Annotated in this window: 20 protein-coding genes; 9 read left to right on the top strand and 11 right to left on the bottom strand. The window is 72.4% G+C overall.

Annotated elements, in window-relative coordinates; all coding sequences use genetic code 11:
- Positions 1-466 precede the first annotated feature (466 nt).
- Positions 467-1,609, bottom strand: coding sequence for an alkaline phosphatase PhoX (locus tag ACH34R_RS01655; RefSeq protein ID WP_397559488.1), 1,143 nt, complete (start codon positions 1,607-1,609; stop codon positions 467-469).
- Between the two features lie 899 nt (positions 1,610-2,508).
- Complete coding sequence (locus ACH34R_RS01650; protein ID WP_397559487.1) at positions 2,509-3,444, bottom strand: GNAT family N-acetyltransferase; 936 nt, start codon at positions 3,442-3,444, stop codon at positions 2,509-2,511.
- Between the two features lie 178 nt (positions 3,445-3,622).
- Here ACH34R_RS01650 and ACH34R_RS01645 point away from each other — a divergent pair, with 178 nt between their 5' ends.
- Together ACH34R_RS01645 and ACH34R_RS01640 are read left to right on the top strand one after the other, a co-directional pair.
- The gene (locus tag ACH34R_RS01645) at positions 3,623-4,606 is read left to right on the top strand and encodes an acetylxylan esterase (RefSeq protein WP_397559486.1); all 984 of its coding nucleotides are present in this window, start codon (positions 3,623-3,625) and stop codon (positions 4,604-4,606) included.
- Positions 4,588-5,589, top strand: coding sequence for a lactonase family protein (locus ACH34R_RS01640; RefSeq protein ID WP_397559485.1), 1,002 nt, complete (start codon positions 4,588-4,590; stop codon positions 5,587-5,589). The genes ACH34R_RS01645 and ACH34R_RS01640 overlap by 19 nt, the downstream gene beginning before the upstream one ends.
- Before the next feature lie 13 nt (positions 5,590-5,602).
- On the opposite strand, the gene ACH34R_RS01635 is transcribed toward ACH34R_RS01640, so the two are convergent.
- The 3 genes from ACH34R_RS01635 to glpK form a co-directional block, all read right to left on the bottom strand.
- Complete coding sequence (locus ACH34R_RS01635) at positions 5,603-6,355, bottom strand: DNA polymerase beta superfamily protein (RefSeq protein WP_397559484.1); 753 nt, start codon at positions 6,353-6,355, stop codon at positions 5,603-5,605.
- Entirely contained in the window at positions 6,352-6,990 is a 639-nt protein-coding gene (locus ACH34R_RS01630) for a DNA polymerase beta superfamily protein (protein ID WP_397559483.1), read from the bottom strand. The genes ACH34R_RS01635 and ACH34R_RS01630 overlap by 4 nt, the downstream gene beginning before the upstream one ends.
- 82 nt (positions 6,991-7,072) lie before the next feature.
- Positions 7,073-8,542, bottom strand: a complete 1,470-nt coding sequence (glpK, locus tag ACH34R_RS01625) for a glycerol kinase GlpK (protein ID WP_397559482.1) — start codon at positions 8,540-8,542, stop codon at positions 7,073-7,075.
- A 137-nt stretch (positions 8,543-8,679) separates the two neighbouring features.
- Between glpK and ACH34R_RS01620 the strand changes: the two genes are divergently transcribed.
- Entirely contained in the window at positions 8,680-9,705 is a 1,026-nt protein-coding gene (locus ACH34R_RS01620; protein WP_111171052.1) for a 6-phosphofructokinase, read from the top strand.
- A 170-nt stretch (positions 9,706-9,875) separates the two neighbouring features.
- Here ACH34R_RS01620 and ACH34R_RS01615 read toward each other — a convergent pair whose 3' ends face one another.
- A complete protein-coding gene (locus ACH34R_RS01615) occupies positions 9,876-10,589 on the bottom strand; it encodes an MHYT domain-containing protein (RefSeq protein ID WP_397559481.1) in 714 nt (237 codons plus the stop codon).
- 206 nt (positions 10,590-10,795) lie between these two features.
- Between ACH34R_RS01615 and macS the strand changes: the two genes are divergently transcribed.
- The 3 genes from macS to thiI all read left to right on the top strand — a co-directional run bounded on the left by macS (position 10,796) and on the right by thiI (position 13,980).
- Entirely contained in the window at positions 10,796-11,959 is a 1,164-nt protein-coding gene (gene macS / locus ACH34R_RS01610; RefSeq protein ID WP_397559793.1) for a MacS family sensor histidine kinase, read from the top strand.
- Between the two features lie 38 nt (positions 11,960-11,997).
- Entirely contained in the window at positions 11,998-12,630 is a 633-nt protein-coding gene (locus tag ACH34R_RS01605) for a response regulator (protein WP_397559792.1), read from the top strand.
- 117 nt (positions 12,631-12,747) lie between these two features.
- Positions 12,748-13,980: a tRNA uracil 4-sulfurtransferase ThiI gene (gene thiI / locus ACH34R_RS01600; protein WP_397559480.1), complete on the top strand. Its 1,233-nt coding sequence runs from the start codon at positions 12,748-12,750 to the stop codon at positions 13,978-13,980.
- A gap of 139 nt (positions 13,981-14,119) precedes the next feature.
- Here the strand turns inward: thiI and ACH34R_RS01595 are convergent, their stop codons facing one another.
- Complete coding sequence (locus tag ACH34R_RS01595; RefSeq protein ID WP_111169654.1) at positions 14,120-14,416, bottom strand: YiaA/YiaB family inner membrane protein; 297 nt, start codon at positions 14,414-14,416, stop codon at positions 14,120-14,122.
- 84 nt (positions 14,417-14,500) lie between these two features.
- The gene (gene aroF / locus ACH34R_RS01590) at positions 14,501-15,538 is read right to left on the bottom strand and encodes a 3-deoxy-7-phosphoheptulonate synthase (RefSeq protein WP_397559479.1); all 1,038 of its coding nucleotides are present in this window, start codon (positions 15,536-15,538) and stop codon (positions 14,501-14,503) included.
- 304 nt (positions 15,539-15,842) lie between these two features.
- On the opposite strand from aroF, the gene ACH34R_RS01585 reads away from it, so the two are divergent.
- Positions 15,843-16,454 (top strand): molybdopterin-dependent oxidoreductase, encoded by a 612-nt coding sequence (locus tag ACH34R_RS01585; protein ID WP_397559478.1) that lies wholly within the window; start codon positions 15,843-15,845, stop codon positions 16,452-16,454.
- 102 nt (positions 16,455-16,556) lie between these two features.
- Complete coding sequence (locus tag ACH34R_RS01580) at positions 16,557-17,312, top strand: LytR/AlgR family response regulator transcription factor (protein ID WP_397559477.1); 756 nt, start codon at positions 16,557-16,559, stop codon at positions 17,310-17,312.
- A 498-nt stretch (positions 17,313-17,810) separates the two neighbouring features.
- Here ACH34R_RS01580 and ACH34R_RS01575 read toward each other — a convergent pair whose 3' ends face one another.
- Positions 17,811-18,650, bottom strand: coding sequence for a deoxyribonuclease IV (locus ACH34R_RS01575; protein ID WP_397559476.1), 840 nt, complete (start codon positions 18,648-18,650; stop codon positions 17,811-17,813).
- A 128-nt stretch (positions 18,651-18,778) separates the two neighbouring features.
- Between ACH34R_RS01575 and ACH34R_RS01570 the strand changes: the two genes are divergently transcribed.
- Complete coding sequence (locus tag ACH34R_RS01570; RefSeq protein WP_397559475.1) at positions 18,779-19,996, top strand: glycerate kinase; 1,218 nt, start codon at positions 18,779-18,781, stop codon at positions 19,994-19,996.
- A 33-nt stretch (positions 19,997-20,029) separates the two neighbouring features.
- Here ACH34R_RS01570 and pknB read toward each other — a convergent pair whose 3' ends face one another.
- Positions 20,030-21,985, bottom strand: a complete 1,956-nt coding sequence (gene pknB, locus ACH34R_RS01565; protein WP_397559474.1) for a Stk1 family PASTA domain-containing Ser/Thr kinase — start codon at positions 21,983-21,985, stop codon at positions 20,030-20,032.
- 88 nt (positions 21,986-22,073) lie between these two features.
- A complete protein-coding gene (locus ACH34R_RS01560; protein WP_397559791.1) occupies positions 22,074-22,877 on the bottom strand; it encodes a thiazole synthase in 804 nt (267 codons plus the stop codon).
- Positions 22,878-22,890: the final 13 nt, after the last annotated feature.

Raw genomic sequence — 22,890 nt, 5'->3', positions numbered from 1 at the left:
TGGTGGAGGGGGCAGGGGCGGAAGGGGTCGGTGATCTTGTATGTGGTGGCTCCGATGGCGGTCAGGGACTGCTCAGAGTGCTGGGGTGCAGGTGGGGCCGTGCGGCGGGAAGCGCAGGTCGCGAAGGGGTTCGGTGGCCTGGTGTCGTCCCTGGCCTGGTGGAGGGGGCAGGGGCGGAAGGGGTCGGTGATTTTGTATGTGGTGGCTCCGATGGCGGTCAGGGACTGCTCAGAGTGCTGGGGTGCAGGTGGGGCCGTGTGGCGGGAAGCGCAGGTCGCGAAGGGGTTCGGTGGCCTGGTGGAGGGGGGTCAGGGGCGGAAGGGGCCGGTGATCTTGTATGTGGTGCCGCCGATGGCGGTCAGGGACTGCCCAGAGTGCTGGGGTGCAGGTGGGGCCGTGTGGCGGGCAGCCCAGGTCGCGAAAGGGTTCGGTGGCCTGGTGTCGTCCCTGGCCTGGTGGAGGGGGGTCAGGGGCGGAAGGGGCCGGTGATTTCGTATGTGGTGCCGCCGATGGCGGTCAGGGAACGGCTGGGGCGGCGGGCGAGGGTGGGGCGGGTGGAGAAGTACAGGCGGCGGCCGTCCGGTGAGAAGGCCAGGCCGGTGATCTTCGAGCGGTCCTGGCCGGTCAGCCGGAGCAGCGGACCCGGGCCCGCCGCGTCGGGCGTGACCACACTGATCTCCAGCGCGCCGCCGTCTTCCGCGGTGTAGAGGTCGTGGCCGCGGTGCGGTGGGTCGGCGAGCAGGCGTCCGCCGCCGTAAATGACGTCCAGGCGTTCGGCCGCCGCGTCGTACGCCCACACCTTGCCGTCGCCGGTGGTGGTGAGGGCGAGCACGCCGTCCGCGTAGTGGCAGCCGCCGGTCCTGGCGAAGTGCACCGCCTCCGGCACCTGGTGCCGCGCCGGGGTGAACAGCGAGGCCGGGCTGGGCACCGGCCGCCAGGCGACCCGCCCCGGGGCGGGGCCGGGCGCGTGGCACAGCACCTCAAGCTCGCCCTCGATCAGCTCGCCCCAGTCCATCGGCCTGAAGCGGTAGAGGCAGCCGTCGTCCTCGTCCTCTGTCAGGTAGACGACCCTCCGATCGGCGTCGCAGGCGAGGGCCTGGTGCTTGAACCGGCCCATGGCCAGGCGGGGCATGGCCGCGCGAACGCCGTACGGGTCGCACTCGAAGATGCGCCCGAGGACGGTGCTCTCGCCCGACAGCCAGGTACGCCACGGGGTCGCGCAGCCGGCGCGGTTGAGGGTGGCGCCGGACAGGATGCGGTAGGCGTCGCGTACCGAGCCGTCCGGGCGGAACTTGATCGCGGACGCGCCGCCGAGCAGCGGGACCGCCGAGTTGGAGACGTAGATCCAGCCCTCGCCGTCAGGGACGCACGCACCGGCGTCGGGCGCGGCGTGCCAGCGCAGGCCGCCCACGGTATGCCCGGTGCGGGCGATGACCCGGCCGCTGAACCCGGCCGGCAGGGCAATGCCGTCGTGGTCGGGCGGCAGCAACGGGCCGTACGGGCCCTCCGCGCCGGGCGCGCTCCCGCCCGCCGCGGCCACGCGCCACAGCGATCCGTTCAGCGCCCGGGCAGTACACGGGCCCGTCCGGGCGTACGTACGGCGCAGCATCGGGACCTGCCTCCACATGTCCGGGGCGCGACGTATTCACGACCACGCTACCCGCGGGCCATCGGTCAGGGTCGATTGGATCGGCGGGCCGTTAACGGCCGGGAATATCCGGACTCCTGGCGGCCTAACGTCACACGAAGCTCCCACCCGCCCCCAGCACAAACCGCCCATACCCTCGTATCCGCCCCGCCCAGAGCCCGAATCTCGATCTCGCCGACCCCGTACCGGGCTTACCCAGGAACGGCGGTCCGCAACACCGAGCACCCCCGCCAGGACACCCTGCGCCTGGCGCGAGTGCGGCGAAGTGCCTGATGCGAGGGCCGGGGGCGTGGGAGATCCGGTGCTACGTATGTCATCCGGTACTTCGCCGCACTTCACATTCGTGGCGCTCTTGGTGGCGCGAGTACCGGGGGCCTGGAGTGCCTGGTGCCCGCGTGCCAACCGGTACTTCACCGCACCTGGCATCGTCCTCCACGGCCTGTCCACGGCAATCTTGTGGGCGGGAGATGCGCGCCGCGATGTGCGGTCCAAGGCGGTGTCCAGGCAGCGATGGATCTTGCGGGGTGGAGTCCCGGATCGGGTCCAGGGCCCGCAGTCGCATGAAGCCCACACCACGGTTCCCGTGGGTGGCGGGCACGCATGGGTACGAGGGGTTTCTCTTCTCCAGGGTGGGATACGGCGAAGTGCCTGATGGGAACGTCGGCGGCATGGGCGGTTCGGTACCCGGATGGCGTCCGGACCGCCACCGCACCTGGTGTCGCCCTCCGCGAGCCGGGCGCATCTGGGCGCGGCGGCCTTGTCTCGGGGTTTTGCAGGGAGCGGGGACGGCCAGGTGGAGGAGGCCGGCCGCGCCTGGCCGTTCGCGTCCGGGGGCGCGGCCGGAGTACGGAGAGTCGGGGTTAGGTGAGGGGTATGGACCAGGTTTGTTCGATGACGGGGGTGCCTTCCTCGTCGCCGGGCTCCTCGTGGGTCAGTTGGAAGCCGGCGCGTTGGTAGAGGCGGCGGGCGTCGGTGAGGACGGGGCGGGTCCATAGCATGATCTGCTGGTAGCCGACGGCGCGGGCGAAGGATACGCACTCGTCGATGAGGCGACCGCCGAGGCCCAGGCCGCGGGCGAACGGCTCGACGAGGAGCATCCGGAGCTGGGCCGTCTCGTCGTCCTTGCGCACGCAGAAGACGCAGCCGGCCCGTTCGCCGTCCACCTCGGCGATCCAGCCCGCCTCGCGGGCGGGGTCGTGGTGGTCGGCGTAGTCGGCGACGATCCGCGCGACCAGGCCCTCGAAGCGCTGCCCCCAGCCCTGCTCGTGGGCGTAGAGGACGCCGTGCCGGAACACCACCCAGCCCAGGTCGCCGGTGCGCGGGGGGCGGATCACATACCCGCCGCCGGAGCGGATCTCGTCGCCGAGGGTCTGCTCGATCACCGACATGGCGGTGACGAGCCGGCCCCGGCCGTCGTCGCCGAGCTTGGCCAGCATCTCCTCGACCCGCTCGTCGGAGCGTTTGTCGAGCTCGGCGAAGGTGGCCCGCCCCATCTCGGTGAGCCGGACGACCTGCCGCCGCCCGTCGGCGGCGGAGCGCTCCCTGGTGGCCAGCCCCTCGCCCTCGAACCGCGCCAGGATGCGGCTCAGGTAGCCCGCGTCGAGCCCCAGGTCGCGGCGCAGGTCGGTGACCTCGCTGTGCCCGCCCTCGCGCCGGTGCTGCTCCAGCTCGTACAGCACCCGGGCCTCGGTCAGCGAGTAGGGCGTGTACATCGTCTCGGCCTGGAGGGCGCCGATGACCCCCGTGTAGAAGCGGTTGAAGGCGCGCACGGCGGCCACGCGGTCATCGACCGTCATCGCTGTCTCCTTCCGGGACGAGTAGTTCGTTGACCGAGTCAAAGAATAGCTTGATCGACCTCCACCGGCAACTCGCCGGAACCAGATGGAACTAGCGCGAACACGATCGAAGCGGGCATGGCACGATGCTCCTGGACCGGCCCCCGAGCGATTTTCTGAACACGAGATGGGAGATCCATTGCCTCTGTTCGACATGCCCCTGGCCGAGTTGCGCGACTACCTCCCCACAAGGGATGAACCCGCCGACTTCGATGACTTCTGGAAGCGGACCCTCACCGAGGCCGAGGCGTTCGATCTGGCCGCCGAGTTCAAGCCGCACGACGCCGCCCTGACCTCCGTGGACGTGTACGACACCGCCTTCGCCGGCTGGCGCGGGCACCGCATCAACGCCTGGTTCATCCTGCCGCGCCACGTCCCGGACCCGGTCCCTTGCGTGGTCGCCTACATCGGCTACAGCGGCGGGCGGGGCTTCCCGCACACCCATCTCGAATGGCCCGCCGCCGGCTACGCCGTGCTGGTGGTGGACACCAGGGGCCAGGGCGGGTCCAACCCCGGCAGGCCGGGCGCGACCGCCGACCCGGACGGCGGCGACTTCGCCGCCGCCCCCGGGATGATGACCAGGGGCGTCCTGGACCCGGAGGGCTACTACTACCGCCGGGTGTTCGCAGACGCGGCCAGGGCGGTGGACGTGGCGGCGGCCCACCCGCGCGTGGACGCCACGCGCATCGCCGTGCAGGGGGAGAGCCAGGGCGGCGGCATCGCCCAGGCCGTCGCGGCGCTGCGGCCCAATGTCGCCGCCGCCCTCGTCGACATCCCCTTCCTGACGCATTTCCGGCGCGCGGTGGAGATCACCGGCAGCGAACCGTACGCCGAGATCGTCCGGTTCCTGTCCGCCCAGCGCGGCCTGGAGGAGCAGGTCTTCCGCACGCTGGGCTACTTCGACGGGGTCAACTTCGCCACCAGGGGCTCGGCCCCCGCCCTCTACTCGGTGGCGCTGATGGACACGGTCTGCCCGCCGTCCACCGTGTTCGCGGCCTACAACCACCGGCCGGGTCCCAAGGAGATCACCGTGTGGCCATGGAACGGCCATGAGGGCGGGGCCGGAGCGCAACGGGAGGCCCAACTCCGGTACCTTCGCCAGTTGTGGCGACCACACGACTGATCTACATCGGCGGTTACACGCCGGACAGCGGCGGAGCGGGCCCGGGCATCACCACCGTGCGGATGGAGCACGACGGCCGGCTGACCGCGGTCGCCGAGACCGCCGCGTCCGGGCCGTCGTTCGTGGCGGCGCACCCCACGCTGCCCGTGCTCTACGCGGTGGGCGAGACCGGCGAGGGCACCGTGACGGCGTTCACCCGTCATCCGGACGGCCGGCTGACCGAGATCGGCCGGCGCCCCAGCGGCGGCGACAGCCCCTGCCACGTGGCGGTGGACCCGCACGGCTCCTGGCTCGCCGTGGCCAACTACGGCGACGGCGTGCTGGGCGTCCAGCGCCTGGACGAGTTCGGCCGGATGGCGGGCCCGCTCAAGTCCTTCCCCGGCGACGGCTCCGGGCCCGACGCCGGCCGCCAGGCGGGCCCGCACGCCCACCAGGCCGTCTTCGGGCCGGACGGCGCGCTCTACGTGCCCGACCTCGGCGCCGACGAAGTGCGCCGCTACCTGGTGGACGACAACGTCCGCCCGCACCCCGGCGGCCCGGTACGCGTGGCCCCCGGCACCGGCCCGCGCCACCTGGCCCACTCCGCCGGCCGCTGGTACCTCGCGGGCGAGCTGGACGGCACCGTGTCGATGTACGACCGGCAATGGCGGGAGGCGGCCCGCGTCCCGGCGTCCCGCTCGCCGGAGCCCAACGCGCCCTCCCACATCGAGGTCTCCCCGGACGGCCGCCTGGTCTATGTCGCCAACCGAGGCCCGGACACCGTGGCGGTCCTCGACGCCGGCGACCTGTCCCACATCGACGAGGTGCCCTCCGGCTGCGGATGGCCGAGACACTTCGCGCTCGTCGGCGACCGCCTCTACGTCGTCGGCCAGAACTCCGGCGACATCGCCATGCTCCCCACCAAGTCCGGCATTCCGCAATCGGCCGCCACGGCCTTCACCGTCGCCACCCCTTCCTGCATCCTCGCGCCCGCCGACCTCTGAGGCGCCGGGCGGCTCACGCGCCGGTACGCACCCTGACCAGCAGGTCGTGCAGGGCCGGGCCCGCGGTGGCCGCCTCCGGTAGCGCGGACCGCTGTTCGGCCTCGGCCATTTCGGCGGTCAGCCGCGCGATGTCGGCGGCCAGCCGTACCGCATCGGGCGCGCCCGCGGGCAGCGCCCCGTGCTCGGCCTCCCGCTTGGCGGCCACCAGCTCGGGCAGGTACGGCGGCGCGCCCTCGTGCAGCCGCGTCACGTCGGCCACCACCTCGCCCGTGCGCATCAGCCGTAAGCCGGTCAGCAGCACCCGGAAGGTGTAGAGCAGCGGCTTCAGCTCGCCGGACCTGCCGAACAGCGCCCACTGGTTGCGCGCGAACCCCAGGTAGTGACGGGCGTGACCCCGGGTCAGGCATCCCGGGGCCAGGGCGCGCAGCTCGTCGTGCACGCCGGACGTGGCCACGACCAGCGGGGAGAGCAACTGCTCAAGCACGTAGCCGTTGCGCCCCAGCAGCAGCCGGCAGAACTTGGCGAGGTCGTGCGTGACCAGGTCCACCTCGACGCCGTCGCGCGTCCAGGAGCGGGTCACGGTCTCCTCGCCCGGCCACAGGCCGACGACGTCGGCGAGCGGGAGCAGGTGGACGCCGCGCAGGTCCACGTCGGAGTCGAGGGAGGGGAACCCGTACAGGTGGGCGCCGCTGACCGTGGCGAACGCCGGCGGGTACGGCAGGCCCGCTGGTACCTCGGCCAGCCAGCCGGGCAGGACGGCGGTCACAGGTGGGCCCTCCTGACACCGGTGAGGAACGCCTCGACGGCCGCGAGGTCGGGCGACTCGGGCAGCGGGCCGCCGTCCGCGCCGAGCCCGGCGGACAGCCGGGCGCGCCAGTGGTCCACCTCGGCCCAACTCAGTTCGCCGCGGCGCAGGGCGAGCAGCCGGTCGCGGTGGGCGCTCATGTCCAGCAGCGGCTCGCCGTGGACGGCCAGGTGGCGGGCCGAAAGCAGCAGCCGGATCAGGTGCATGGCCATCTTCCAGCGCGGCGCGGCCGGGTCCAGGCGGCGGAACTGGTGGGCGGCGTACCGTCCGAAGGAGTCGAGCGCCCGCCGGGACAGGAAGCCGCGCCGGATGGCGCGCAGTTCCTCGCCCACCGGGGTGGCCCGCTCGACCAGCGGCGACCACAGGCATTCCAGGACGGTGGGGTTGGCCGCGAGGGCCAGCGCGCAGAACCGCTCGACCTCCCAGGAGAACTGCTCCGGCAGCGGGCCCTCGACATGGGTGGGCGGCTTGTCCAGCCGCCAGAACAGCGGGGTGGGGGCGACGAACACGCCCCGCCGGTCGGTGTCGGACTCGGCGGTCGAAAGCCCGTACGCGCGCGACCCGACCACCACCGAGAGCACGGTGTGGTCGGTCACCAAGCGCGTTGAGTCCTCCCGCATAGGGCACAAAGTGTGCCATGCGGGACACCACATCCCCGCCAGGTTTTCCGCTGGACGCTCAGGCCCAGCCGCGGGCCCGCTCCACCGCCCTGCCCCACCGCCGGTACGCCTCCTCATCGCGCACGCCGGGCTCGAAGCGGCGCTCCAGCCGCCACGTCTCGCGCAGCTCGTCCGGGGAGGACCACACGCCCGCGCCCAGCCCGGCCAGGAAGGCCGCGCCCAGCGCGGTGGTCTCCTGGACCACCGGCCGCTCGACCGGGGTCGCGAGCTGGTCCGCCTGGTACTGCATGAGCAGGTCGTTGCCGCTCGCGCCGCCGTCGGACTTCAGCACCGGCACGGCGAGCCCGGCCGCCCCGGTCATCACCTCCACCACGTCGCGCACCTCGTACGCGATGGCCTCCAGGGTCGCCCTGACCAGGTGCGCCCTGGTGGTGCCGCGGGTGATCCCGCAGATCGTGCCGCGGGCGTCAGGGTCCCAGTGCGGCGCGCCGAGGCCGGTCAGGGCCGGGACGAACACCACGCCCCCCGAGTCGGGCACCGTGCCGGCCACCGCCTGCGTCTGGCGGGCGGTGTCGATCAGGCCCAGCCCGTCGCGCAGCCACTGGACGGCGGCCCCGGTGACGAAGATCGCCCCCTCCAGCGCGTAGGTGATCTCTCCGGACGGGCTCTGCCAGGCCACCGTGGTGAGCAGCCCGTCCTGGGAGCGCACCGGCTCGGTGCCGGTGTTGATGAGCACGAACGAACCGGTGCCGTAGGTGCACTTGACATCGCCGGGGGCGAAGCAGGTCTGCCCGAACAGCGCCGCCTGCTGGTCGCCCGCCAGGCCGCTGATCGGCAGGTCGAGCCCGAGGAAGGCGCGGGGGTCGGTACGGCCGGCCACGCCGTGGTTGGGCACGATCTCCGGCAGCGCCGCCCTGGGCACGCCGAACAGCTCGCACAGCTCGTCGGACCAGCCGCCCGCCGTCAGGTCGTACAGCAGCGTGCGGGAGGCGTTGGAGGCATCGGTGACGTGCCGGGCCCCGCCGGTCATCCGGGCGATCAGGTAGGAGTCGACGGTGCCCACCACCGCCGCGCCGCTGGTGACCGCCGCCCAGGACCGCGCGTCGTGCTCGGCCAGCCAGGTGAGCTTGGTCCCGGTGAAGTAGGGGTCCAGGCGCAGGCCGGTCAGCTCGGCGACGCGCGGCTCGTGCCCGGCCTCGCGCAGCCGCGCGCAGATGGCCGCGCTGCGCCGGTCCTGCCAGACGATCGCGCGGCGCGGCGCGGCCAGGTCCGCGCGGTTCCAGAGGACGGCGGTCTCGCGCTGGTTGGTGATCCCGACGCAGGCGGGGGTGAGGTCCGACCCGTCCAGCGCGGTACGGCAGGCGGCCAGGACCGCCTGCCAGATCTCCTCGGGCGCGTGCTCGACCCGCCCCGGTTCCGGGAAGTGCTGCGCGAACTCCTGGTAGCCACGGGAATCGATCCGGCCGTCCTCGGTGACGATCACGGCGGTGACGCCGGTGGTGCCCGCGTCGACGGCCAGGACACTCATGACACTCCTCGCGTATGGTCTAGACCAGTACTTGTGGCTACGGCAGAATGCCAGGGTCGGGCGGCGACACCATCACCGTGAGCCGACCGTACTACCCCTTAGAGTCTTGCCGTGCAAACCATCGGGAGGAACCCGCAATGCGTATAGGAGTGCTCACCGGAGGCGGTGACTGCCCCGGGCTCAACGCCGTCATCAGGGCGGTCGTCCGCAAGGGCGTGAGCGTCTACGGGCATGAGTTCGTAGGATTCCGGGACGGCTGGCGAGGTCCGCTCGAAGGCGAAACGATGCCGCTGGACATCCAGGCGGTGCGCGGCATCCTGCCACGCGGCGGCACGATCCTCGGGTCGTCAAGGACCAACCCGATCAAGATCGACGGCGGCGTGGAACGAATCAACGCCAACCTGACCTCCTCGGGGGTCGACGCGTTGATCGCCATCGGCGGCGAGGACACCCTGGGTGTCGCCAAGCAGCTCTTCGACCTCGGCGTCCGCGTGATCGGCGTGCCCAAGACGATCGACAACGACCTCAACGCGACCGACTACACGTTCGGCTTCGACACCGCGGTCAACATCGCGATGGAGGCGATCGACCGGCTGCACACCACCGCCGAGTCCCACCACCGCGCGCTGATCTGCGAGGTCATGGGCCGCCACGCGGGCTGGATCGCGCTGCACGCCGGCATGGCCTCCGGGGCCAACGTCATCCTGATCCCGGAGAAGCCGTTCGACATCGACCGGGTCTGCGAGTACGTGGAGAGCCGGTTCAAGACCCGCTACGCGCCGATAATCGTGGTCGCCGAGGGCGCGCACCCGGTCGAGGGCCAGATGGCGCTGCAGACCGGCGAGCTCGACGCGTTCGGTCACGTCCGGCTCGGCGGCATCGGCGAGCGGCTGGCCAAGGAGATCGAAAAGCGCACCGGCAAGGAGGCCCGCACCACGGTGCTGGGCCACATCCAGCGCGGCGGCACCCCGACGGCCTTCGACCGTGTCCTCGCCACCCGGTTCGGCCTGCAGGCGATCGACGCCGCCCACGAGGGCGACTTCGGCAAGATGGTCGCGCTGCGCGGCACCGACATCGTCCGGGTCGGCCTGGACGAGGCGACCAAGGAGCTGAAGACCGTCCCGGCCTCGCGCTACGAGGAGGCCGAGGTCTTCTTCGGCTGATCCGCCCCCGGACCTGGGCCGATCTTTGCAAGCGGATTGCAAGTGGCCCGGCCTAGGTTCTGTGGAGTAAGCGGTCTATCCGCTCACATCCCCTCCGTGTACGGCTTGCGCCTTGGTTGAAGCGGCCCGCGAGGCGCAGGCCGTACATCTTTTTCACCCGCACGTCCTTCTCACCCGCCCACCGGCGGTTCGGGCCCGGCCTGCCGTACCGCGTGCCCCGGCGCGAGCAGTACCGCCAGCAGCAGCGCGAACGTCACCACGCTGATCGCCACCACCACCGGCGGCAGCAGGTCGATCGCCTCCGCGCCCGGCGGTTCGCCGCCCGCGGGACGCACCCGCACCCGCATCGCGAACATGCCCGTGTGGTGCACGCCGCTGACCGCCACGCCCAAGATGAGCGCCCCCGCCACCGCGGCGGCCGGGCCGGTCCGCCGCACGTACCGCAGGGCGGCGGTCGCCGCCGTCACCGCGATGAGCACCGAGAGCGCGACGATCACCGGGTCGTAGGACACATCCGCGTTCATGTTCATCGCGGCCATCCCCAGGTAGTGCATGCCCGCGATGCCGAGCCCGGTGAGGAGCCCCGCCCCGGCGAGCGCGGGGCCCTCGCCGCCCCGCGCGGCCAGGGACAGCCCGGTGCCCACCACCACGATGGCGAAGGCCGCCGACGCGGAGGTCAGCGGCAGGTCGTAGCGGACCCGCGTACCGGAGACCCGAAAGCCCATCATCGCGATGAAGTGCATCACCCACACGCCGGTCCAGCCGGTCGAGAGCGAGCCCCCCACCAGCCACGCCGCGCGGGCGCGGCCCGTCGAGTCGCGCGCTCGCGCGATCAGCAGGAGGCCCAGCAGCGCGCCGACGCTGGAGACGAGGTAGGCGACCACCGGTGTCCACCATTCATGCGCAAAATAATCAATATGCGACATACGCCGTGTGTTCCTATTAATTAGGGAGGTTTCGGGAAGTATGGCAGCGCCGACCTGGTGACATGAGCTTTTGTCACCTATTGACCACGCGGACTGGTCAACCGCGCCGCCGCCCCCGCCCATCGCCGCGAGAGGCCGTGATGCGCTATGAAGGTCCCGCGGTGATGTTTCCGGGCCGGGGAGAGGACGCGCGGGTGGGCATCGACATGCCGTTCTGGCGGGCCATCGCGGTCTTCAGGATCGCCTCGATCGTCTACGCGGCGGCCCTGCTGGTCCGCGCCGACGGCTATCTGCGCCCGCAGGCCGGCTGGGCGGTGATCGGCGTGATGACGGTGTGGACCGTGGTCACGATCTACGCCTACGCCTCGCCCGCCCTGCGCGGGCGCGCGCTGCTCGCCGCCGACATGATCGTCACCGTGTTCTGCCTGCTCACCACCCCGTACATCCAAGGGCCCTACCAGATGGGCGCGCTGCCGATCATCGCGACCTGGATGGGCGGGCCGGTGATCGCCTGGGGCGTCCAGGGCGGGCGCAGGGCGGGCGCGCTGGGCGCGGCGATCGTCTCGGGCACCGACCTGTGGCTGCGCGGGGTCGGTGAGATCTCCGACTTCGGTGTCGCCTCGGTGTCGATCAACGGCGTGGTGCTGCTCTTCCTGGCCGGGATCCTGATCGGCCACGTGGCCCGGCTCGCCCGCCAGGCCGAAGAGCGCATGCAGCGGGCCACCGAGATGGAGGCCGCCGGCCGTGAGCGGGAACGCCTGGCCCGCGGCATCCACGACTCGGTTCTACAGGTCCTCGCCCTGGTGCAGCGCCGCGGCCAGGAGATCGGCGGCGAGGCCGCCGAACTCGGCAGGCTGGCCGGGCAGCAGGAGGCCGCGCTGCGCGAGCTGGTGAGCATCCAGCGCGAGCCCTCCCCGGCCGGCACCTGCGACCTGCGCACGCTGCTGCGCGCGTACGGCGGCGCGGACGTCACCGTCTCCACCCCCGCGACCCCGCTCGACCTGCCCACGGGCGCCGCCCGGGAGACCGCCGCGGCCGTGGCCGCCGCACTGGACAACGTCCGCCGCCACTGCGGGGCGGGCGCGCACGCCTGGATCCTCGCCGAGGGCGAGGAGGACACCGTCACCGTCACGGTCAGGGACGACGGGCCGGGCATCCCCGCGGGCCGGCTGGAGGAGGCCGCCGCCGCGGGCCGCCTCGGGGTCGCCCAGTCCATCCGGGGGCGCGTCGCCGACCTCGGCGGCCGGGCCGTGATCACCTCGGCCCCCGGTCAGGGCACCGAGGTCGAGCTGACCGTGCCCCGCGGCGGAGGTCCCGCCGGGCCGTAGCCCGGCCGTAGAGTGGCGGTGTGGACGGCTTGCGCGTGATGGTGGTGGACGACCACCCGATGTGGCGGGACGGCGTGGCCCGCGACCTCGCCGAGGCGGGGTGCGAGGTCGTCGCGACGGCGGGGGAGGGACGGCAGGCCGTGCGCGTCGCGGCGGCGGCCAGGCCCGACGTCGTCGTACTGGACCTCCAGCTCCCCGACATGACCGGCGTCGAGGTGACGCGCAGCCTGGCGGCCGGCGACCATCCGGCGCGGGTGCTGGTGCTGTCGGCCAGCGCCGAGCAGACCGACGTGCTGGAGGCGGTCAAGGCGGGCGCGTCCGGCTATCTGGTGAAATCGGCGAGCCGGGAGGAGTTCCTGGACGCGGTCCGCCGTACCGCGGCGGGCGACGCGGTCTTCACCCCCGGCCTGGCCGGGCTGGTGCTCGGCGAGTATCGCAGGCTGGCCGCCCAGCCCGCGGACGGCGGGACGGGGCCGAGCCTGACGCCGCGCGAGACGGAGGTGCTGCGGCTGGTCGCCAAGGGCCTGTCCTACCGGCAGATCGCCGAGCGGCTGGTGCTCTCGCACCGGACCGTCCAGAATCACGTCCAGAACACGCTCAGCAAGCTTCACCTGCACAACCGGGTCGAACTGGTGCGATACGCGATCGAGCAGGGACTTGACGACGCCTGAACCGGACTAAAGTAGCCCGGACTAAAGTAGCTCAGTCACGCGTTGTGCGGAACGACCCTGGGAAGACCGGGCGACCGTCACGCCGCCCTTGCCGATCGCCGCTGCGGAGGAAACACAATGCTCGACGTGACGTCCATTGGGACGCCTTCCGCGCTGGGCGAGCCGTGCGTCCTGCTCAAGCTGGGCGAGGTCGTGCTGAAGGGGAAGAACCGGGAGCAGTTCGAGCGGCGGTTGCAGAGCAACATCAGGGCCGCGCTGAAGGACTGCGGGGTGCGCGTGGACGTGCGCCAGCGGCACGGGGTCATCGCCGTCTTCCTGCCCGCCGGCACGCCCCTGGAGACCGCCCAGGCCGTCGCCGAGCGGGTGGCCGACGTTCCCGGCCTGGTGTGGGTACACCTGGCCCACCGCGTCGAGAAGGACCCTGACGCGGTCACCAAGGCGGCGCTCGCGCTGGTGGAGAGCCGGCTCGCCACGGGCGAGGGCCCGCGGCTGCCCAGGTTCGCGGTGCGCTCGCGGCGCCGGGACAAGCGCTTCCCGCTGCGCTCCAACGAGCTGGACCGCACGGTCGGCGGCGAGATCAACGACGTGTTCGGGCTGCCGGTGGACCTGAGCCACCCCGAGCTGACCGTCCATATCGAGGTCGACAGGGACGAGGTCTTCGTCTTCACCGACGGCCTGCCCGGCCAGGGCGGCCTGCCGGTCGGGGTGAGCGGGCGCGCGCTGGTGCTGATGTCCGGCGGCATCGACTCCCCGGTGGCGGCCTACCGGATGATGCGGCGCGGGCTGCGGGTCGACTTCCTGCACTTCTCCGGCATTCCGTTCACCACGACGGAGTCGATCTACAAGGCGTACGCGCTGGTGCGCTCGCTGGACCGCTTCCAGGGCCGCTCGCGCCTTTGGGTGGTGCCCTTCGGCAAGGCGCAGCAGTCGATCCGGGCCTCCGGCCAGGACCGCCTGGCCGTGATCACCCAGCGGCGGCTGATGCTCAAGACCGCCGAGGAGGTGGCCCGGCGGATCCGCGCCGGGGCGCTGGTCACCGGCGACTCCCTCGGCCAGGTCTCCTCGCAGACCCTCCAGAACATCACCGCCCAGGACCACGCGGTGGACCTGCCCGTGCTGCGCCCGCTGATCGGCCTGGACAAGATCGAGATCATGGCGGAGGCGCGCAGGATCGGCACGCTGGCGATCTCCGAGCTGCCCGACGAGGACTGCTGCACGCTGCTCGCCCCGCGCCGCGCCGAGACCCGCGCCAAGATCGAGGACCTCAAGCAGATCGAGCGCCGCCTGGACGCCGAAGACCTCGCCGTCCAGCTCGCCGACTCCTTGCAGGAATACAAGCTGGACGCCTGAAATCCCGATTTCCGGCGTGCCGCCGCGTGCCCGGCGGAAAACCGGATTCGGTGGCCCGCCGGAATTGCGGCTAGGCATTCTTACGGATGCCGAATGCGCCGCCTTTTCGCCGGCCCCGCGGTAAGGCCCGATAAGGCGTTCAATCCACCTTGAAGGGGTCGTGCTCGGCGATCAATCGCTCCAGCCGGGCCTGGTCGATGCGGCTGGTCATCTCGGCGACCTCCTGCCGGTCACGGACGATCTTGGCGAGCGTGAACGCGGACGTGACCACGTACAGCACGCCGACCGCGAAGAACGCGCGGATCCAGCCGTCCACCGGCAGGTAGGCCACGCCGATCACGAGCGCGGCCAGGGAGAGCGCGAAGGACAGCACCGCCTGGACGAAGAACGCCGTGGTCGAGTTCCGGTTGATCGCCTTGTCGGCCGCTTTGCTCATGCTCTGATCGTCGCCGTGCCGGGCGCCCGCCGCATGAGCGGGAGTACCCGGTCGCTCATGAGTAGGCGGGCGCCCGGCGGTGGGTCAGACGGCGGAGAGCGGCGTGGTCGCCGCGGTACGGCCGAGCAGCGGCGGGAACTGCCGCATGACCTGCGCGAGTTCGCGCAGGTCGCCGTCCACCAGCGCCTGCGGGCCGTCACAGAGCGCCTGCTCGGGGTGGGGGTGGACATCGACGATCACGCCGTCGGCGCCCGCGGCGATGGCGGCCCGGCTGAGCGGCAGGACCAGGTCCCGGCGACCGCCCGAGTGGGAGGGGTCCACGATCACCGGAAGGTGCGACAGCCGCTGGGCGACCGGCACGGCCGAGACGTCCAGGGTGTTGCGCGTGGCGGTCTCGAAGGTGCGGATGCCGCGCTCGCACAGCACGATGTCCAGGTTGCCGCGCTGGGCGATGTACTCGGCGGCCATCAGCCACTCCTCGATGGTGGCGTTCATGCCGCGCTTGAGCAGCACCGGCCGGCCGGCCGCGCCGACCGCCTGCAACAGCGCGAAGTTCTGTGCGTTGCGGGTGCCCACCTGGAGCATGTCGGCGTACTCGGCCACCAGCGGGACGTCGTGCGCGTCGACCACCTCGGTGACCACCGGCAGCCCGGTCGCCTCGCGCACGTCGGCCAGGATGCGCAGCCCGGCCTCGCCGAGGCCCTGGAAGGCGTACGGGGAGGTACGCGGCTTGTAGGCCCCCCCGCGCAGCAGCGTGGCACCCGCGGCCTTGGCCATCTCGGCGGCCTCCAGGGTCTGCTGCGGCGTCTCCACCGCGCACGGCCCCGCGATCAGCGTGACCGTGTCCGGCCCGATCGGCACGCCGCCCACCGTGATCGTCGTCCTGTCCGGGTGGTTCTCCCTGCTGACCAGCTTGTACGGGGTGGACACCCGCATCACGTCGGCCACCCCGCGCATCCCGCGCAGGTTGAGCGCGCTGAACTGCGCCACGTCGCCGACCAGCCCGATGATGGTACGGCTGACGCCCCGGCTCACGAACGCCTCGCCGCCCGCCGTGCCGACGAGCGCGATGATCGCCTCGACGTCTTCCCCGGTGGCCTGCGGGGTCATCACGATGACCATGTGTCGTTCCTCCCACTGAAATGCGAAAGGCCCCGGATCCTTGCGGACCCGGGGCCTTCGCGACGCCGTCAGATGTCAGTGCAGCATCTGGTGGCGAACGGTCCGACCCACGGGCCCGTCGCCATACCAAAACCAGAACGCTGTACGCATCGCCGCACATCGTAGCGCATCGATCCGGTGTCCGTCAGGCCCGCCCGGGTCGGAGGGGCCGGCGCGGCGGTGGCAGGATGGCGAGAGTGCCCGGCCGTACCGGCCTTACGGCGCTGCGGGACACGAACGCGCGGACCGGCGAAAGGGAGTGGCGGTGGATCCATCCGAGGCTCCCCGGGAGGAGACTCGCCTGCCACCGGGGCAGTACGTCCCCAGGGGCAGACCAGTGATCCACTACGGCCGCGTGCCGGCCTTCCGCCCCGACACCTGGGACTTCCGCGTCTTCGGCGCCACCGCCGACGGCCGTGAGCACGCGCTCGCCTGGCCGGAGTTCGCCGCGCTGCCCAGGGAGACGATCCTGGCCGACTTCCACTGCGTGACCAAGTTCTCGCTCATGGGCAACGAGTGGCGCGGCGTCCCGGCGGGCGTCCTGCTGCGGGCCTTCCCGCCGGCCCCCGAGGTGCGTCACGTGATGATCTGGGGCGAGTACGGATACAGCGCCAATGTGCGGACCGGCGATTTCGAGCGCGCGTTGTTCGCCATGGACCTGGACGATAAGCCGATCTCCGCCGATCGGGGTTTTCCGGTACGCGCGGTGGTGCCCCATCTGTACGCCTGGAAGAGCGTCAAGTGGGTGCGCGGCGTGGAGTACATGATCGAGGATCGCCGGGGTTTCTGGGAGGAACGCGGCTATCACAACATCGGCGACCCATGGCGCGAACAGCGCTACTCCTATCAGGAAGAACCCGGTGAGGGCCCGTCCTGACTCCCTGATTGACCGGTCGGAATAACTCCAAGTAGCCATTCTCTTTACTCATAGTCACCGTTTCGGTTGCGACATGAGCGGCGGCAGGGCAGCGTGGAGTTCATGCTTCGTGTTCTCGCGGTGGACGATGAGTTGCCGGCCCTTGAAGAGCTGGCCTTTCTGCTGCGGCATGACGCGAGGATCGGGCATGTGGTGACCGCGACCGACGGCGTGACCGCGTTACAGGACATGGTGCAGATGATCGGCACCGGCGAGCGGCTCGACGGCGTGTTCCTGGACATCCGCATGCCCGGCTTCGACGGCCTGGAGCTGGCCCGGATGATCCGCGGCTTCCCCGCCCCGCCCCGGCTGGTCTTCGTCACCGGCCACGAGGACGGCGCGGTGCGGGCCTTCGAGCTCCAGGCCATCGACTACCTGCTCAAGCCGGTCCGCGCCGAGCGGCTGGCCGAGGCGGTGGGCCGGCTGGCCGAGGCCGTCGCGCCGCCCGGCGGGGTCGCCGAGCCCGGCGACGAGGAGATGATCCCGGTCGAGCTGGGCGGGCGCACCCGCTTCGTGCCGCAGCACGCGGTCTGGTTCGCCGAGGCCAAGGGCGACTACGTCAGGCTGCACACGGGCGAGGGCAGCTACCTGGTCCGCATGTCCCTGGGCGCGCTGGAGCGGCGCTGGGCGGGCGCGGGCTTCATCAGGGTCCACCGCAGCACGCTCGTGTCCGCACGGCACGTCCAGGAGCTGCGCTTCGAGGACGGCAGGGCGATCCTGCAGGTCGGCACCGAGACGCTGGCGGTGAGCCGCCGCCACACCCGGCGGGTCAGGGAGCAGCTCGTACGCCAGTTCAGGGCGCTGCCGCGCCTGACCTGAGCGCCGCCGGGGGGTCACCGCCGGGGGCGTGCCCGCGAACCGGCCGACCGCTGGTCGCACGCGATCGACCTCTCATCATGTGGCGACTCTCCGCACATCGATGACTACAGACCGTTGGCAGAGTGGGCGGTCAACCGGGTTTCCCCCTCTTGATCGTGACCGTAATGTTGCGCCTGTCGAAGCCACAAACCGCCGCATCGGGGGGGACCGAGCCATCCGGCTCGCATTGACCTGATGCGCGGGGACCTGGGTGACATTCGGGTGTCACCTTGCCGCCTGGCCCTTACCGGGGGGGAGGGGCCGGGCGGCTTCGGCGTGACGAGGGCGCTCGCGTACGGCCGCGGGCCGCACCGCGATCCGGTCTGCGGGGGCGACCGGATCGCCGGGGAACGGGCCCCTCGTCACGCCCAGTGCCTTCGGGGGCAGGCCGCGCCCTTCGAGGCGGGTCGGGCCGCGCGGGCTTCTTCAGCGGCTCGGGCCGCGCCCTTCGGGAGTGGATCAGGCCGCGCGGAGCTTCTTCAGCAGCTCGATGTCCTCGCGGTGCTTGACGGCCTTGCCCGGGGTCTCCACGCACAGCGGTACGCCCGCCGCGACCGGGTGCCGCATGATCTCGCCGAACGCCTCGGCGCCGATGTGACCCGCGCCGATGTTCTCGTGGTGGTCGCGGTTGGAGCCCACCGGGTCCTTGGAGTCGTTGGCGTGGATCAACTTCAGCCGCCCGGGCGCGATGGCGTGCAGCGCGTCGAAGGTCTCCCGCACGCCGCCGGGGGCGGCGAGGTCATGGCCCGCGGCGAAGGCGTGGCAGGTGTCCAGGCAGATCCCGGCGCGCGGGTGGAAGTCCAGGGCGGCGAGGTAGGGGCCGAGGTCCTGGACGGTGGCGCAGAGCATCCGGCCCTGGCCCGCCATCGGCTCCAGGAGCAGGTCGGGGCCGTCATCGGGGATCTCGTCGAGCAGCGGGAGCAGGTGCTCGCGCACCTGGAGCAGGGCCTCCTCCCTGGACCGGCTCACCGCCGAGCCGGTGTGCACCACCACGCCCCTGGCCCCGATGGCGGCGGCCCGGGTCAGCGCGTGCCGCACGCTCGCCACCGACTTGGTGAGCGTGTCCGGGTTGGGGGAGCCGAGGTTGACCAGGTAGCAGGCGTGTACGAAGGTCAGCGTGCCGGAGTCGCGCAGCCGGGCGTCTTCGGCCGGTACGCCGGGGGTCAGCGCCCAGCCGCGCGGGTTGGACACGAAGACCTGGATCATCTCGGCGCCGATGCCGGCGGCGTAGGCCAGGCCGCCGGTGGCCAGGCCCCCCGCGACCATCACATGACCGCCGATCGGTGGTGTCTCGCTCATGGTGGATGCCAGTTTATGGGCAGGTGGGCGAGGCCGGGCGCGCGCCCGGCACAAGGCACGGCCGTTTGCCGTCCCCGGTCCGTGATGTGCTGTGATGTAGGCCCCTACGCAACCGAGGAGCAGGTTCATTGGCCGAGGGTCATGTCATCATCGCGCCCGACAAGTTCAAGGGGTCGCTTTCCGCGGCGGAGGTCGCCGATCGGGTGGCCGCCGGTCTCGGGCCGGGCGTCGAAACGGTCCGCCTGCCGGTGGCCGACGGCGGCGACGGCACCGTGGACGCGGTCGTCGCCTGCGGGTTCACCCGGGTCGAGGCGGAGGTCACCGGCCCGGTCGGGGACCCCGTCAAGGCCGCGTACGCCTGGCACCCCGGCCCGCTCGGCGACGACCTGCCGACGGCCGTGGTGGAACTGGCCGAGGCGTCGGGGCTGCGCCGGCTGCCCGCCGCCGACCCCGGCTCCGCGCGGCCCGCGGGGGCGCACGAGGGCGTGGCCCTCGCACCGCTCACCGCGACCAGCAGGGGCACCGGGGAGCTGATCGCGCACGCCGTACGGCGGGGGGCCCGGCGCGTCGTGCTGGGGCTGGGCGGCAGCGCCTGCACCGACGGCGGCACCGGGATGATGGCGGGGCTCGGGGTGCGCTTCCTGGACGAGCACGGGGCCGAACTCGGGCCGGGGGGAGCCGCGCTCCGCGACCTCCACACCATCGACACCTCCGGGCTCATCGACATCTCCGGGGTCGAGGTGATCGTCGCCAGTGACGTGGACAACCCGCTGCTCGGCCCGTACGGCGCGGCGGCGGTGTACGGCCCGCAGAAGGGCGCGACGCCCGCCGACGTGGCCGTGCTCGAAGCGGGGCTCGCCCGGCTGGCCGCCGTCGCCGCGCACACCCACGGGGTGGTCGGCGCGGGCGAGCACGACGGCGTGGTCCGGCGGATGGGCGTGGCCGCCGAACCCGGCGCGGGCGCGGCCGGGGGCGTCGGCTTCGGCGCGCTCGCCTTCCTGGCCGCCGACCTGCGGCCCGGCATCTCCTACCTGCTGGGCCTGCTCGGTTTCTCCCGCCACCTGGAAGGGGCCCGGCTGGTCGTCACCGGCGAGGGCGCGCTCGATGAGCAGACCCTGCGCGGCAAGGCCCCCGCGGGCGTCGCCGAGGCCGCGGCCAAGGCGGGCGTGCCCGTCGTCGCGGTGTGCGGCCGCCGCTCGCTCGGCGAGGCCGAACTGCACGCCGCGGGCATCCAGGCCGCCTACGCGCTGACCGACATCGAGCCCGACCCGGCCCGCTGCATCGCCGACGCCGGTCCCCTCCTGGAACGTCTGGCCGCCACCCGGCTGACCCCCTGGACGACCTGATCCGCCACGCCCGGCCCGCTGGGCGGCGGGTGGTCAGTACCAGATCGTGACGCGGGTGCCGCGGGGGGCGTGCCCGGACATGGGGAACTGGCCGCGTACGATCCCGCCGCCCCCGCGCAGTTTGCGGGTCTTGACCTCGAAGCCCGCGGCCCGCAGCTCGCGCCGGGCGTCGCCGACGCTCTTGTTGAGCACGTTGGGGACGGCGAGGACGGCCCCGTCGCCGCCGACGTCGAAGCGCCCGCCGTCCCACGGCCATGGGAAGCCGGCGTTGCAGTTGGACAGCGTGAGCGTGACCTTCGTGTTCCGGTCGATCTCCGCCTTGGCCGCGGGGTCCTGGGCGATGACCGTGCACGGCTGGGCGTCGTCGGCCTGTTCCCTGAACTCGACCTGGAAGCCCTGCTCGCGCAGCCACGCGTCGGCCTGGTCGCGCGGGATGCCCTTCATGTCCGGCATCAGCAGGCCCGCGCTGAGCGTGATGTCGACCTTGCCGCCCTCGCGTACCTTGCCGCCCGCCTCGGGCGTGGTGGACAGCACCAGGCCGCGCTGGACCTTGTCGCTTTCGGTGCGGCGCACGTCGTCGACCTTCAGGCCGAGCTTGGCCAGGCGCTCCCGCGCGGTGCCCTCGGTGCCGCCGGTCAGGTCGGGGATGGTGATCATCTTGGGGCCCAGCGAGGGGATCAGCGTGACCTTCGCGCCGTCGTCCACCTCGGTACCGGCCACGGGGTCCATCTTGACCACGGTGCCCTCGGCGGCCTTGTCGTCGTGGACGCCGTCGCCGATCACCACGACGAACCCGCGGCCCACCATCTGGGATTTGGCCAGGTCGATGTTCTTGCCGAGCATCTCGGGGACCTTGATCGGGTCGCTCTGCGCGAAGTACCAGCCGGTGACGGCGATGGCCACCACCATCACCGCGCCCAGCACGCTCAGGAAACGCCCCGCGGGCGGCATGGCGCCCCACAGGCGCGACGGGCCGCGGCGCTCGGGCAACTGCGGACGCGGCTGGATCAGCGTGTGCCCGGGGGCGGCGGGGGCCGTCGCCGCGTGCGGGACCGAGACGGTGGCGGTCATACCGGGCACCGCCGGCCCGCCCGGCGCGGACCGGCCGGCCACGGTCTCACCGGCGCGCGGGGCGGCGTCTCCGGCCAGCGCCCGGTGCGTCTCCACGGCCCGGATCAGCAGCGCCGTGGCGTCGGCGGGCCGCTCTTCGGGGTCGCGGCAGGCCGCCGCCGCCACCAGCGCGTCGAGCGCGGGCGGCGTCTCCGGCGTCACCGACGACGGCGGCGGGACGTCCTCGTGGACGTGCTTGTAGGCGATCGTCATCGGCGCCTCGCCGGAATAGGGCGGGCCGCCCGTGACCAGCTCGAACAGCATGATGCCCGCCGCGTAGACGTCGCTTCTGGCATCGGTGCGGCCGGTGGTCACCTGCTCGGGCGACATGTAGCCGATCGTGCCGATCATGACGCCGGTGCGGGTCTGGTTGCTCGCCTCCACGGCGCGGGCGAGCCCGAAGTCGACCACCTTGACCCGGCCGTCGGCGGCCAGCAGTACGTTCTCCGGCTTCACGTCGCGGTGGATCAGGCCCTTCTGGTGGGCCGCCCCCAGCGCCGCGAGCACCGGGATCATGACCTCCAGCGCCTCCCGCCCGGTCAGCCTGCCCCGCTCGCGCAGCACGTCGCGCAGCGTGCGGCCCGGGACGTACTCCATCGACAGGAAGACCACGTCGCCGTCGGTGCCCTGGTCGAACACCTGGACCACGTTGGGATGGGACAGGCTGGCGGCCGACTTGGCCTCGCCGATGAACCTGCGCACGAACGCCGGGTCCTCGGCGAGGGACCGATGCATCACCTTCAGGGCGACGGTGCGGTCGAGCCGGATGTCCAGGGCGACATAGACCGTCGCCATGCCGCCCCTGGCGATCCGGGACTCGACGCGGTAGCGCCCGTCGAGGAGTCTCCCGATGAGGGGATCGGCAAGCGTCGTGTCCACAAGCCCGAGTTTACGGGCGATTTGCGCGGGGCACCGCGCCTACGTCCCAAACCGATGCCGAGCCGTTCCCACAGGTTGGGCAAGAACGCTAGGGAGTCAGCGGCGAGGACGCCTCGGCGTACCTTCTGCGTGGAATGCGCCCCGCCAGCCTGGCCAGCCGCCCGGCCTCGACGGCCGACCGCATCGCCGCGGCCATCCGCTCCGGCCGTTGCGCGCGGGTGACCGCGGTGGCCAGCATGACCGCCTCGCAGCCGAGTTCCATGGCCAGGGCCGCGTCGCTGGCGGTGCCGATGCCCGCGTCCAGGATCACCGGCACCGAGACGGCCTCCACGATCAGTTCGATGCTGTGCGGGTTGCGGATGCCGAGGCCCGAGCCGATCGGCGAGCCCAGCGGCATCACGGCGGCGCACCCGGCCTGCTCCAGCCTCCTGGCCAGCGCCGGATCGTCGCCGATGTAGGGCAGCACCACGAACCCGTCGGCGATCAGCCGCTCGGCGGCGTCGAAGGTCTCGATCGGGTCGGGCAGCAGGGTGCGCTCGTCGTTGATGACCTCGACCTTCACCCAGTTGGTGCCCAGCGCCTCGCGGGCCAGCCGGGCGGTCAGCACGGCGTCGCCCGCCGTGTAGCAGCCGGCGGTGTTCGGCAGCACCGCGATGCCGCGCCGCCGCAGTACGTCGAGCACGGACCCGGGCGCGGACGGGTCCACCCGCCGCATCGCCACCGTGGTCAGCTCGGTGCCCGAGGCGGCCAGCGCCCGGTCGAGCACCTCCAGGGAGGGCGCGCCGCCGGTTCCCATGATCAGCCGGGAGCCGAACGCCCGGCCGGCGATGGTGAACCGGTCCTCCTCCGCCGCGCCGTTCACCGGCGGCGGGCCCGCCGCCTGCTCGGTCATCTGACCGGTCATC

This window comes from Spongiactinospora sp. 9N601, assembly GCF_044326295.1.
GTDB lineage: Bacteria > Actinomycetota > Actinomycetes > Streptosporangiales > Streptosporangiaceae > Spongiactinospora > Spongiactinospora gelatinilytica.
Note: the sequence above shows the minus strand (reverse complement) of the source record. Positions and strands in the feature narration are given on the sequence as shown.